Origin of the sequence: Rossellomorea aquimaris (assembly GCF_000935355.1) — a bacterium.
Classification (GTDB): domain Bacteria; phylum Bacillota; class Bacilli; order Bacillales; family Bacillaceae_B; genus Rossellomorea; species Rossellomorea aquimaris_B.
On the sequence record NZ_JXZC01000009.1, the window covers coordinates 135165 to 146992 of the forward strand.

General features: G+C 38.2%; 16 protein-coding genes. 12 read left to right on the top strand and 4 right to left on the bottom strand.

Going from position 1 to position 11828, the window contains the following annotated elements:
• Positions 1-34: 34 nt before the first annotated feature.
• Positions 35-283 (bottom strand): ferredoxin, encoded by a 249-nt coding sequence (locus tag TV75_RS17740; RefSeq protein WP_032087848.1) that lies wholly within the window; start codon positions 281-283, stop codon positions 35-37.
• A 224-nt stretch (positions 284-507) separates the two neighbouring features.
• On the opposite strand from TV75_RS17740, the gene TV75_RS17745 reads away from it, so the two are divergent.
• The 7 genes from TV75_RS17745 (at position 508) to TV75_RS17775 (ending at position 6786) form a co-directional block, all read left to right on the top strand.
• Positions 508-1578: a helix-turn-helix domain-containing protein gene (locus tag TV75_RS17745; RefSeq protein WP_052504607.1), complete on the top strand. Its 1071-nt coding sequence runs from the start codon at positions 508-510 to the stop codon at positions 1576-1578.
• Entirely contained in the window at positions 1556-3022 is a 1467-nt protein-coding gene (locus tag TV75_RS17750) for a RecQ family ATP-dependent DNA helicase (RefSeq protein ID WP_044340139.1), read from the top strand. The genes TV75_RS17745 and TV75_RS17750 overlap by 23 nt, the downstream gene beginning before the upstream one ends.
• Positions 3023-3031: 9 nt before the next feature.
• Entirely contained in the window at positions 3032-3631 is a 600-nt protein-coding gene (locus TV75_RS17755; protein WP_044340140.1) for a CPBP family intramembrane glutamic endopeptidase, read from the top strand.
• On the top strand, positions 3624-4313 hold the full coding sequence (locus TV75_RS22400) for a LysM peptidoglycan-binding domain-containing protein (protein ID WP_044340141.1): 690 nt from the start codon (positions 3624-3626) through the stop codon (positions 4311-4313). The genes TV75_RS17755 and TV75_RS22400 overlap by 8 nt, the downstream gene beginning before the upstream one ends.
• Positions 4314-4493: 180 nt before the next feature.
• Positions 4494-5009: a phosphatase PAP2 family protein gene (locus TV75_RS17765; RefSeq protein ID WP_044340162.1), complete on the top strand. Its 516-nt coding sequence runs from the start codon at positions 4494-4496 to the stop codon at positions 5007-5009.
• A gap of 51 nt (positions 5010-5060) precedes the next feature.
• Positions 5061-6206, top strand: a complete 1146-nt coding sequence (locus TV75_RS17770) for a glycosyltransferase family 4 protein (protein WP_044340142.1) — start codon at positions 5061-5063, stop codon at positions 6204-6206.
• Between the two features lie 124 nt (positions 6207-6330).
• The gene (locus TV75_RS17775) at positions 6331-6786 is read left to right on the top strand and encodes a DUF2663 family protein (protein ID WP_044340143.1); all 456 of its coding nucleotides are present in this window, start codon (positions 6331-6333) and stop codon (positions 6784-6786) included.
• A gap of 124 nt (positions 6787-6910) precedes the next feature.
• Here TV75_RS17775 and TV75_RS17780 read toward each other — a convergent pair whose 3' ends face one another.
• From TV75_RS17780 to TV75_RS17790, 3 genes are read right to left on the bottom strand one after another with little or no spacing between them, the layout of a single operon-like run.
• Positions 6911-7480, bottom strand: coding sequence for a manganese catalase family protein (locus TV75_RS17780; RefSeq protein ID WP_044340144.1), 570 nt, complete (start codon positions 7478-7480; stop codon positions 6911-6913).
• Positions 7481-7502: 22 nt separating this feature from the next.
• The gene (locus TV75_RS17785; protein WP_044340145.1) at positions 7503-7763 is read right to left on the bottom strand and encodes a spore coat protein CotJB; all 261 of its coding nucleotides are present in this window, start codon (positions 7761-7763) and stop codon (positions 7503-7505) included.
• 6 nt (positions 7764-7769) lie between these two features.
• On the bottom strand, positions 7770-7991 hold the full coding sequence (locus TV75_RS17790) for a spore coat associated protein CotJA (protein WP_044340146.1): 222 nt from the start codon (positions 7989-7991) through the stop codon (positions 7770-7772).
• Positions 7992-8142: 151 nt separating this feature from the next.
• On the opposite strand from TV75_RS17790, the gene TV75_RS17795 reads away from it, so the two are divergent.
• From TV75_RS17795 to TV75_RS17815, 5 genes are all read left to right on the top strand, one after another.
• Positions 8143-8778, top strand: a complete 636-nt coding sequence (locus tag TV75_RS17795) for a CBS domain-containing protein (protein WP_044340147.1) — start codon at positions 8143-8145, stop codon at positions 8776-8778.
• A 59-nt stretch (positions 8779-8837) separates the two neighbouring features.
• Positions 8838-9221, top strand: coding sequence for a hypothetical protein (locus TV75_RS21260; protein WP_052504609.1), 384 nt, complete (start codon positions 8838-8840; stop codon positions 9219-9221).
• A complete protein-coding gene (locus TV75_RS17805) occupies positions 9214-9978 on the top strand; it encodes a metallophosphoesterase (protein ID WP_044340148.1) in 765 nt (254 codons plus the stop codon). Before TV75_RS21260 ends, TV75_RS17805 begins: the two co-directional genes overlap by 8 nt.
• A 97-nt stretch (positions 9979-10075) precedes the next feature.
• Positions 10076-10987, top strand: a complete 912-nt coding sequence (locus TV75_RS17810) for a MerR family transcriptional regulator (RefSeq protein WP_044340149.1) — start codon at positions 10076-10078, stop codon at positions 10985-10987.
• Between the two features lie 71 nt (positions 10988-11058).
• Positions 11059-11643, top strand: coding sequence for an adaptor protein MecA (locus TV75_RS17815; protein WP_044340150.1), 585 nt, complete (start codon positions 11059-11061; stop codon positions 11641-11643).
• The last annotated feature ends 185 nt before the right edge of the window (positions 11644-11828 follow it).

The window sequence follows — 11828 nt, forward strand, 5'->3', positions numbered from 1 at the left end:
GCTAAGGAGAGTTTCTCCTTAGCTTCTGTGATTACTATTCAAACTTAAGTGCATCCCCATCAAATGGCTCGTCAGCTACCTTAATGGAATCAGTAGGACAACCTTCGAATGCATCAATCATATCATCTTCTAATACGTCAGGAACTTCAACCGTTCCTTGGTTATCGTCTAATGTTACAAATGCGATACCTTCGTCATCATAGTCGTAAATATCTGGTGCAGCAGCCCCACATGCTCCACATGCAATGCATGTATCCTTGTCAACGATCGTATATTTTGGCAAAGAAAAAACCTCCCGAATAAATAATTCTATATAATTCATCATTATACACAATGTAAATTTGTGAAAAATCACTTAATGTTTATTTTATAGAGGATTGTATAACATTTCAATAGTTAGGTGCTCTTCTTTTTATTTTTATCCTATATATAAGAAACAAAACATGGTTATAGAACAAATTCATGGTACAATATTTGACAATAACCTACATGTTAAGGAGTAGAGAATTGACCTATCTTAATTATGTGATTTTATATTGCTTTATGCAAATAAATGGAGAGCGATCGATTTATTCTGTTTTTCATATCTTAAAAGGAAAAAAGTCTTCTCAGTCGATTCAGGACGCGCATCTCTTTTATTTACATCCATTTTTTCTTTCTTTACCAAAGCTTAAACGAGCATATTTTAATCAAAAGGTAAAGGAACTAGAGAAAGAAGGATATATCATTGTCGATGAAGGTGGAAGAGCGATTGTCACTCCTGAAGGTGCTGTCGCTGTTAAAGGAGCTTTTCAAGGTGACGCTTTTCCTTCTAATATGAACGGTCTCGTATACGGTGATCAAACGATTTTATTTTGGAGGAAATTAAGCCTCCTTATCCAAGTAATTTCAAACGGGAAGCAGCAGGAAACGCTCTATTTCCCTGTACAACGCAACAAAAATATCCAGGATTGGGTGAAGGGCTGTCTAAAAGCGAACCCTAATATCGAAAATTTATCTTCCGCTCTATATAAGGAATTGCACAGCCTGTTAACTATGCTATCCCAAACCTTGGATCCCACCATTTTTGTTTTCCGCTTAACGGGATACAAGGATTATGGATGGACAGAACTGCAGGTTGCGGAGAAGTTAAATATGCATCAAGAGGAATTCCGTTTTCAATTCCTTAATTTAATACATGGTATGTTATCAATAGTAGAAAAGGAATGTTCTACTTATCCTATATTATTTTCCATTAGCTTAAAAAGTGATCAACAACAAAATCTGACCATTTCTACAAGCAAAACATATGAATTGTATCAAAGAGGACATACAATTGAAGAAATCTCACGTATACGTGAATTAAAAATTAATACCATTGAAGATCATGTGATCGAATTAATTTTAACCCAGAAAGAGTTCGACATTGAGCCTTTTATTTCTCAAGAGGAATATCAGAATGTATTGATGGTGATGAAAGAAACGCAAACCAAAAGGCTGAAACCCATCAAAGAAAAGCTTCCTCATTTATCATATTTTCAAATTCGAGTAACGATCGCGAAGGCAGGTGAGAACGGTGAAGTTGCAGGAAGAGCTTAAAAAGAGATTTGGCTATTCTACCTTTAGAGAAGGACAAGAGGAAATCATTCAATCCGTCCTGGATCAACGAGATACGATTGCGATGCTCCCTACAGGAACCGGTAAGTCTCTGTGCTATCAATTACCCGGATACCTATTGGGGGGACAAGTATTAATCGTATCTCCCCTTCTGTCATTAATGCAGGATCAAGTGGAGCAGATGAAAGTCATGGGAGAAAAAAGGGTAATCGCGCTGAATTCATTTTTACCGTATATGGAGAGAAGAGCGGCTCTTGAACAATTACATCTATACAAATACATCTTCATATCACCCGAAATGCTCATGAACCCCGGTATCATCTCATCCCTTCAAAAGTTAGATATATCACTGTTCGTCACGGATGAAGCCCATTGTATTTCTCAATGGGGACCTGATTTCAGGCCGGATTATTTGAAGCTTGGGGAACTAAAAGACAAGCTTGGTAATCCAACCACATTGGCGTTGACGGCCACTGCTACTGAAGAAGTAAGGAAGGACATCAGGGAAGTACTTCAAATGGATGAAGCAGTAGAAAAAGTCTACTCGGTGGATCGTGAAAATATAGGGTTGTTTATAGAGAAGGTCACGAATCATAGCGAAAAGCTGGATGCCCTTTTAGAATGCGTTACAACATGGGATGGATCGGGAATTATTTATTTCTCAAGTAAACGAATGGCAGAAGACGTTTCTTTATGGCTTGGGGAGAAAGGTGTGACTGGTGTCGCCCATTATCATGGTGGGATGGAGCAGGAGGATCGGATTTTAATTCAGCAGCAATTTCTTTCCAACAAGCTAAGGATCATATGTGCCACCTCAGCCTTTGGAATGGGTGTAAATAAAGAAAATATTCGATTTGTCATTCATTTTCATTTCTCCTCAAGTATAGAAGCGTTTTTACAAGAAATTGGAAGAGCGGGACGTGATGGAGAAAGTAGTGTGTCTGTCGTGTTATACTCTGAACAAGACCTCTCAATACCTCTTCAGCTTATTCAGAGTGAATTACCTGAAGACACACAAATACAAGGATATGTAAGGGGAGGCAGACAGGGTCAAATAAAAGAGATAGTCGATCTATTGCAACTATCAGAGGTTCAGTATCGATTCCTTACTTATTATACAGATGAGCTGACTAAAGGGCAGACACTTAGTGATGGTAGATTAATAGAAAAAATGAAACAAATACGGAACAATCGTTTACAATACAAGAAGGACAAACTGCTTTACATGATCGAGTGGATGCAGACCAGTTCTTGCAGAAGAGAGAAACTCCTTGATTATTTCGACGAAGTGCTTCATAAGGAGAATGGCTTCTGTTGCGATCAATGCGGTTATTCCCTTAAGGATTTCAAGAGTCAGCCTTACACTGCTGCCGCTCCACTTGAAACAACATGGGAAAATAGGTTGGAAAAATTATTATTAGGATAAGTGGTAACGATGCAGAAACAAGGGGAAATCATACAACAGCTTTCCAAGAAGCAGTTAACATTTCATTTGTATTTTACTCAAATATTACTATTAACGATTGCTTTTGGATTAGGTATATTTTTATTTGACACATGGTCTGAATTTTGGAATCAGTTCTATTTGTCCCCCTCTATATTAACTATTGGGCTAACAAGCGGCTTAGTTATAGTGGCCATCGACATCGTATTAATGAAGCATTTACCGAGTAAATATTATGATGATGGCGGAGTAAATGCTCGAATATTTACGAATAGAAACATTGGGGAAATTGCTTTATTGGCTTTTTTCATTAGCTTCAGTGAAGAAATATTATTTAGAGGCGTTCTGCAATTTCACTTTGGGTTAATCATTTCTAGCATTATATTTGCTCTCATTCATTTCAGGTATTGGGCTCACTGGTTTTTAATTGTCAATATTGTACTGCTTAGTTTTTGGATCGGTTTCATTTATGAACAAACAGAAAATTTATTGGTAACAATCATCATGCACTTTGTCATCGATTTCTTACTGGGTTTACACATGCGTAAGAAAGGAAGACAAGGAAGTAAAGAAGGGATGTCTCATGAGTAAAGACCCATATCGAGATCAGGCAGCGAAATTAAAGCAAAAAATTGAACGAATCCCAGAGGGCTTACCAGACAAAAGAAGAGAGCCTCTCCCGGCCAGAAGTGAGCTGCATAGGTGGAAAAAGAAGAAGAGCAAATTGAAAATGAAATATCCATTGATTAGTATGCTTCTCTTGTTCTTTATTCTTTTGCCATTGACTGTGTTCAGCATTTATTCTTATTTCGATGACAGAAATGGTCCCCTGGTGGTCATGTCTGAAGATGTGGACGACGTGGAAGAGGTTCGCTACGATCAGTCAGAAATAGATGACGAGGAGAGAGGGACAGAGTCTGATTTCAGTAATGAAGGTGAGCCTGTTACAGAGGAAACAAAAGAAGAACAGTCTAAAGAGACTGCTTCTTCCAATAATGGTAAGGAGCAAGCTTCCGCTCCACCTGCTTCTCCACCTGCTAAACAAGAAAAGGTAGAGGAAAAGCCTGAAGAAGAAGTAGAAGAGGAATCAAAGGAAGAAAAGCCAGAGTACAAAATCGTGTATCATACTGTACAACCTCAGGAAACACTCTTCCGAATTGCGATGAAATACTACAATTCCCAATCAGGGGTTGACCGGATTAAAGAGTGGAATCATATTCAGGGTAATGAAATTCAGACAGGACAAGTATTGGAAATTCCATTAGACCAATAAAAGGCACCCTCCCCAAGTCAGTTGGGGAGGGTGCTTTCTTTGTCTTCAATTATGATTTACAATTCCTTTGCAACAATTTTCAATAATATTTACATTGGTTTATTAGAAGTGTTACAAACTGAAAATATAATAAAAATGACAGGACTATAAGGGAAAGAAGGGGTTGATATGGTGGACAGAATGATTACACGATTTCGAAAAGTAGATGATTTGTTGTTTTACAGAATTAATGGAAGTAAACAGCTATATCGATCATTCTTTGGTTATGTGACTCATCTCGGAGGAGCGAGGCTAACGATAGCCTCCATTCTGATCCTGTTTTTCATAAGTCATTACTATTCACCTATGAAGAAGACCGTAATGGTTGCAATGATTTCATTATGTATCAGTCATATTTTTATGACCATCATCAAGAAATTGGTCAAAAGGATACGTCCTTATCTATCATTACCCAATGCAATGGTACACGGCTATGAATTCAAAGATCATTCATTTCCGTCTGGTCACTCAACCGCTATTTTTTCCATTTCGATTCCTTTTATGATTCAGTATCCGGCAACGATCCTTGTACTATTTCCATTAAGTTGGCTAGTTGGATATTCAAGAGTAGTTCTGGGGGTCCATTATCCTTCAGATGTACTGGCAGGGGCATTTCTTTCATTTGCCACCACTTTAATGGTTCTATTGTTTATCTGATAAACCCACAGGATTACAGATTGCAAGCCAATTACAAAGGGGGAAGTGTACATGCGAGTTGCATTGTTTTCCGATACGTATCATCCTCAAGTGAACGGAGTAGCAAGAACGTTGAAAAGGTTGACGAATCATTATGAGAAAAGAGGGATTGAGTACAAAGTATTCGTTCCGGATACTCAAGAGAAAAAAGGATCCTATCCAAATGTACACTCCTTTACAAGTTTTCCTTTTTTCTTTTACCCAGAATGCAGAACAGCTATCGCCAATCCTAAAACGATCGAAAAGCAATTGAAAGATTTTTCGCCCACCCTGATTCATGTAACTACACCTCTTACCATGGGACTGTATGGGGTCCGTGGGGCAAAGAAAATGAATCTCCCCCTCGCAGCCTCTTATCACACCCATTTTGATCTGTATTTGAACTACTACAAAATGATGTGGGTGACCCCATTATTATGGAGATATATGAAATGGTTTTATTCACAGGCGGATCGCATTTTTGTCCCTTCGAGTGAAACGAAAATTCATTTAGAAAAACAGGGTTTTACCGACGTGTCCATATGGGGAAGGGGAGTCGATTGTCAGACCTATTCCCCTGAAAAACGGAGTTCTGAACTAAGGAGAAAATACAATATTAACAAGAAATACATTCTTCTATATGTTGGCCGGTTGGCGCCTGAAAAGGACCTGGATACACTCTGGAAAACCATTAAGCATCTTCCCGGAAAATTAAAGAATCAGGTTCAGTGGGTTATTGTAGGCGATGGCCCCATGAAGAATGAACTGATGGAAAAAACCAAAGGAGAAGATGTCCTTTTTACAGGTTATGTAACAGGAAAAGAACTCGCGGAAGTGTATGCATCCTCTGACCTATTCGTCTTTCCATCTGCTTCAGAGACGTTTGGAAACGTGGTATTAGAAGCGTTCGCATCCGGTTTACCAGCGGTGGTGGCTGATAAAGGGGGGGTGACGAATATAGTAGATCATGACCAAACAGGAAGAATAGCGGAGGCTCATCACTATCCATCATTCATTCACCATATCGAGGAAATATTATATGAAGACCGTCTTCTGGATATGAAACGAAAGGCTCTCCAAATGGCTCAAAACCAATCTTGGGATAGCATCTTTGATCAACTTATTATGGAATTTGGAGAAATAGGCTTCTACCGAAATCAAAGACAAATGCTTGGGTGAAGATACTTTTCAGCCTTTCTTATAAATGAGCGTAAAGGATCTGAAAGAGGTCCTTTTTTTATTCTACTATTCTATCTATGTGGACAAGTTCATAAACTATAGGGAAGGGAAGGAGAGGATGGTAATGAATCATGCTGGAAACGATTTTGGAGAATGGACAGATCTTGCCACCCGGCAGATGCTACATAATTTGATAGAAAAAAAACAAAAGTTTGATAAAGCCAAAGTGTTGCACCTCTATAGTTTATGGGCAGCATTGTTTGCTACCTTCTTTTTTCTCTATTATGTGACGAAATATGTCATTGGGCCTTATTCTTATTCATTTGCAGAGATGTTTTCTGTATTTGTGTCCAGCTCTTTTCATTTATTTATTACGATGTTACTAGTTGGACTCTTCGGCGCTACAAAAATCTTATATGAAAAAAAAGAGAAAAAAGAAAAAGAATATCATGCATTAAGGTGTGAAATCATTGATCGAAGTAAAGATTTATGGAAAGAGGAAGCGTGGAAAAAAAGGCATCATGTGTATGAAAAAATGAAAAAAGAATGGGATATTAACCTATTTCATGGAAGTAAGTGAGATGCAAGCACTAAAAAACGAGTCCATGGGATACTCGTTATTTGGTGCTTATTTTGAAATGGAAAAAGGGTCGGCCCATTCTCCCTTTGCACGATGAAATGAGCCAATTCAACATTCCCATTCATTAAAAGAACACCTTTTTATCCCTTTCGTCCTTAAGTATTTCCACTGCCTCACGGAAGCGTTGGGAGTGGATGATTTCACGTTCTCTTAAAAACCTCAAGCCATCATTTAAATCTGGATCGTCACTCATATTTATTATCCATTGATAGGTAGCCCTTGCTTTCTCTTCAGCAGCGATATCTTCATATAAATCAGCAATCGGATCTCCTTTTGCCGCTATATACGATGTAGTGAATGGAACCCCCGCAGCATTGTGATAAAAGATCGCTCCATCATGATTAACATAATGAGGGTCGAGTCCTGCGTCCTTCATCTGCTGTGGTGTCGCATCTTTTATCAATTTATAAACCATCGTTGCAATCATTTCCAAGTGAGCGAATTCCTCAGTACCAATATCCGTTAACAATCCAATGACTTTGTCCGGGATGGTATAGCGTTGATTTAAATACCTTAGGGCAGCGGCAAGTTCACCATCTGCACCACCATATTGCTCAATCAGAAATTTAGCCAGTTTCGGATTGCAGCTACTCACTCGAACAGGATACTGAAGCTTCTTCTCATAAACCCACATTGTCATGCACCTCCTTATTTCTTTAAACTTGCCATGGCCACGGAGCGTCTTTCCAATCCCAAGGGTAATTGGAATAGCTATATCCAAAGTTGGTCAAAGGACCAAATTCCTTTTCAAATTTCTTCTTAATTTGTTTTCGGGTTTTTACGTACATATTATATTGAGAGATTGCATCATAATCTTCTGGGTGTGTATCGAGATATAGCGTAAGATCGAGAATAACGAAATCAACGGCTTGTAACTCTTCCAGCACTTCATAATAATGGGGGGGAAGCTGTTTCATGTCAGTTTACTCTCCCTTCATCTTTTCATAGGGACTATAGTAGGGATCATAAAACACTTTCCAAAGAGTGCCTTTTTGTAACGCTTCCTTAGGTGAATATTGTTCCAGGTTGGGAGGCTGGAATCCTAAGTAAAGGTTTGGAGGAGTTGAATAAACCTTGCGTGTGATAGGCTTACACGGATCGAAAGGACTTACATATGGATAATAAGCTTTATAAAATTCATGCATGATAATCCCTCCTTTAAAGAAAATCCTTCGTAACAACATATGAAATAGACAAATAGAACATGTTAATTAATTTATATTCTTTAATATGAAGGGAAAACCTGTGAAAATGTTGAATACTAAAAAGGTAGGATATTAATAATGAGGTGGTCAAATGTTTGTTAAGAGTGCCATGATACCGAAACACAAATGCTATGTGGTAGATGAAAATGATTCAATCGAAAAGACGCTTACAGTACTGGAGCATCATAAAATTGATGGAGTACCAGTCCTCTCTAATGATGAATATAGAGGGGTAGCAACTCGTTACAATATCTATCAGAGCTTCTTCCTTTCAGGGATGGATAAAGAAGCCTTTCTCAAGGAGAAAAAGGTTCGAGATATTATTGCGGATACCGACAAACATATAACAGAAAAAGATGTATTTGAAAATGCATTGATTGAATTAAAGGATTCTCCGATTCTCCCTGTCGTAGGGGCAGATAAAAAATTCCTTGGTCTGATTACCCGCTTTGATGTACTTGATCAATTCAGAAGTGCATTTGGGATGGATCAAAAAGGAGTCCGCATCGCCTTTTCTTCTGTGGAAACAGAAGGAAGGATTGCCCGCCTTGGGGATATCATTCAACAGTATTCAGAATCGGTCATATCCCTTGTTACCTTTGATGAAACCGATAAATTATTAAGACGCATCGTACTAAAGGTAGAAAAGAAGGATAATATGGATAAATTCCTTCATAAGTTAGAGAAATCAGGATTCCGCATTCTTGATATTCAAGAAGATGAATAATTGACCGAAACCCTGTATGAAAAAAAATCCCTCTCATAAGATTTATGGGAGGGATTTTTTTGATCAATCATACTGCTAAACTGCTTATCACGTTTCTTTTAGGGTATTTATTCATTAAATGGTTTCCGGCAGCAGAATTACTTGACAGCTCAGAGTTCATTGTTGAATTAGTCTTAAATCCGGTACCATTCTTTGCGGCAATGATTGCTTTTATGGGAGGGTTTTTGGTTCAAGGTAGTTTATTGAAATTTGAATGGTATTCTATTCTGAGATTGATGAATGGTAAACTACATAAAGAATTACTCATCATTCCAATTCATTTAGTGATCATTTATTTACTAAGTTGTTTTGGGATGTGGCAGACAATTGCTTTTTCCTTTTTATCCATTTTTTATGGTATTATTTCTATAGATTTTCGCCGACAAGGAGGCCACAATGCTTGAATTTAGTCTTTTATTATTAGCAGGGGGAGTCATACTCCTCTTTTTTATGTTATATGAAGCACGTCGAAATGTTGTTAAAATGGAAAAGGTGAAGCTTCCGGATTTTCCTGATGATATGAAGCCGATTTCCCTGTTCTTTATATCAGATATTCATAAACGGGAAGTTTCAGATGACATTATTGAAGAAGTGAAGGGAAAAACCGATCTTGTCATTATTGGCGGTGACCTTCTTGAAAAAGGAGTTCCATTTTCAAGAGTTGAACGAAATTTGGATAAACTGCTGACGCTGGGTACTATATATTTTGTATGGGGCAATAATGATTATGAAGTGGATACGAACCGGCTGAAGGAGATATTCAAACAAAAGGGAGTCATTGAAATCGTAAATGATTCAGTTAAAGTGCATATCCATAACGGGATGATTAACATGATTGGAGTAGACGATGAGAGTACGCAAAGAGCTTCCTACCCTTCTGCTTTAAAGAAAACATCCCCCCATGAATTTAATCTTTTAATCAGCCATGACCCGAGACTTGTTAGGCAGGTAAGAAAAGAAGAGGGTATTGATTTGATGTTAAGCGGTCATACACACGGGGGACAAATTCGCTTTTTCGGCTGGGGATTGTATAAAAAAGGAAGACTTGAAAAACTCCCTCAGACCACCCTGTTGGTAAGTAACGGCTATGGGACCACTGCACTTCCATTACGCTTAGGAGCTCCGGCAGAAACCCATTTGATGATAATCGATAAAGAATAAAAATGAACATTTGTTATTCATTACCTATACAAATTTTACACAAATCAGTTTCTCGATTATAATTTCAGAGAGAAGAGAATTACTTGGGGGACTATTTATGAGCAATGATAAGAAGTTAGAAGGCAAATACAATATAAAAGCTGTGTCCACAATTTTAGGAATTCAACCAGGTACATTAAGGGCATGGGAGAGAAGGTATCATATAATTGCTCCTGTACGAAATGAATCGGGTCACCGTCTATACACTGAACAGCATTTAAATATATTAAAATGGCTGGTTGAAAAGGTCAACCAGGGATTTACCATAAGTCAGGCTGTTGCCCTGCTTGACAAACAAGAGCTGGAAGAAAATGAAATCACATCCTCTGAACAAAAGGACCGTACTCAGAGCCTCTCAGATGATTTGTTGAAAGCCCTCTTAAGTTTCGACGAAACAAAAGCACATGAATTAATCAACCAGTCGTTTGCTGTTTACACGATTGATAAAGTGGTGATTGATATCCTTGGCAGCCTACTGGTGAAAATCGGAGACCTGTGGGAGAACGGGAAAATCACGACTGCACACGAACATTTTGCAACATCGATACTCAGGTCTCGTATCGGCATCATCATGCACTCATTTCCACACAACGGTATCTTACCTAAAGTAGTGGCGGTTTGTGGGCCTGGGGAATGGCATGAATTAGGATTGCTGATCTTTACTCTCTATGTAAGAAGAAAGGGATTTGAAGTAATTTATTTAGGTTCCAGTATAAAAGAAAACGACATAGAAACGGTTCTTGACGAAGTGAATCCTAAGTTTTTGTTCTTTTCATGCACCTTACGAGAAAATGTAGACAACCTGCTGTCACTTGTCACTTCATTAAAGGTTGAGCGTGAAGACCTGGAAATTGGGATCGGCGGGTTTGCAATAGACACTCTCCCAGGAGATAAAAAAGAGCAATTCCAGGAACACATCGTAGGACAAACCAAATCCGATTGGGAACAATGGCTGAAAAGTAAATTATAAGCGGATTATGCACTGTTTTCTGCCCCTTACATAGTATGGTGATAAATCGTCACACTCTAGGGGGTACGAAGATGAAGCTCGAAAGAATTTCTGACAACAAAATAAAATTTTCCATTAGTGTGGAAGAATTAGAGCAAAAAGGTTTATTTGAACAGGATCAATGGAAAGATTCCTATATGTGGCATGATCTTTTTGAAGATATGCTGGATGAAGTCCAAGGGAAGTTCGGCATCGAAACACAAATGGAAATCACCGTGGAGATTGAGTCATTTGATGATCAGGAAATATGCATGATCCTCACATTGGAGTCAGAAGATGACTTTTCTGATTGGGAAGAAGAAAACGGTATCATGAAGTCCGTGAATGATCATGATGTGCTCGTATATTTTGATGATTTCGAGGATGTACTGAACCTCCTTAAGCGCATCAACGAATTGAGCAAGGTAAACAATCGTCTTGTTCAGTTAAGTATTTATTATTATGAAAATAATTATTACTTACTTATAGAAAATTTATTAGAATGCGATAGCATTATTTTGGAGGCAATTTGCGCTGAATACGGCCAGCATTCAAACATTTCGAAATATATCCTGATGGAATATGGCCGTGCTGTCTTAATAAAGGATTCCATTGATAAGATTTTGTTTTATTTTTGATTGCGGTATGTGGGACCGTATCTTTACCCCCTTTTGATATATGTTTTACTATGTTTGAAGGATATATAGGTATTGCTTTGCACTTTTAGGGTGATTCCTGGAAGTGTTTTTTTGTTTTGGAGATGGTTGCTGTGATTCAAGGGTCTCATATGTCAAGGCGGACTGACCAAGCCGCCTCCGCTTTT

Excerpts from the sequence above, each read along its gene's own strand:
- TV75_RS17795 (WP_044340147.1), top strand. The coding sequence starts at position 8,143 with ATGTTTGTTAAGAGTGCCATGATACCGAAACACAAATGCTATGTGGTA.
- TV75_RS17805 (WP_044340148.1), top strand. The coding sequence starts at position 9,214 with ATGCTTGAATTTAGTCTTTTATTATTAGCAGGGGGAGTCATACTCCTC.
- TV75_RS17790 (WP_044340146.1), bottom strand. The coding sequence starts at position 7,991 with ATGCATGAATTTTATAAAGCTTATTATCCATATGTAAGTCCTTTCGAT.
- TV75_RS17780 (WP_044340144.1), bottom strand. The coding sequence starts at position 7,480 with ATGTGGGTTTATGAGAAGAAGCTTCAGTATCCTGTTCGAGTGAGTAGC.
- TV75_RS17755 (WP_044340140.1), top strand. The coding sequence starts at position 3,032 with ATGCAGAAACAAGGGGAAATCATACAACAGCTTTCCAAGAAGCAGTTA.
- TV75_RS17765 (WP_044340162.1), top strand. The coding sequence starts at position 4,494 with ATGATTACACGATTTCGAAAAGTAGATGATTTGTTGTTTTACAGAATT.
- TV75_RS17785 (WP_044340145.1), bottom strand. The coding sequence starts at position 7,763 with ATGAAACAGCTTCCCCCCCATTATTATGAAGTGCTGGAAGAGTTACAA.
- TV75_RS17775 (WP_044340143.1), top strand. The coding sequence starts at position 6,331 with ATGAATCATGCTGGAAACGATTTTGGAGAATGGACAGATCTTGCCACC.
- TV75_RS22400 (WP_044340141.1), top strand. The coding sequence starts at position 3,624 with ATGAGTAAAGACCCATATCGAGATCAGGCAGCGAAATTAAAGCAAAAA.
- TV75_RS17815 (WP_044340150.1), top strand. The coding sequence starts at position 11,059 with ATGAAGCTCGAAAGAATTTCTGACAACAAAATAAAATTTTCCATTAGT.
- TV75_RS17810 (WP_044340149.1), top strand. The coding sequence starts at position 10,076 with ATGAGCAATGATAAGAAGTTAGAAGGCAAATACAATATAAAAGCTGTG.
- TV75_RS17770 (WP_044340142.1), top strand. The coding sequence starts at position 5,061 with ATGCGAGTTGCATTGTTTTCCGATACGTATCATCCTCAAGTGAACGGA.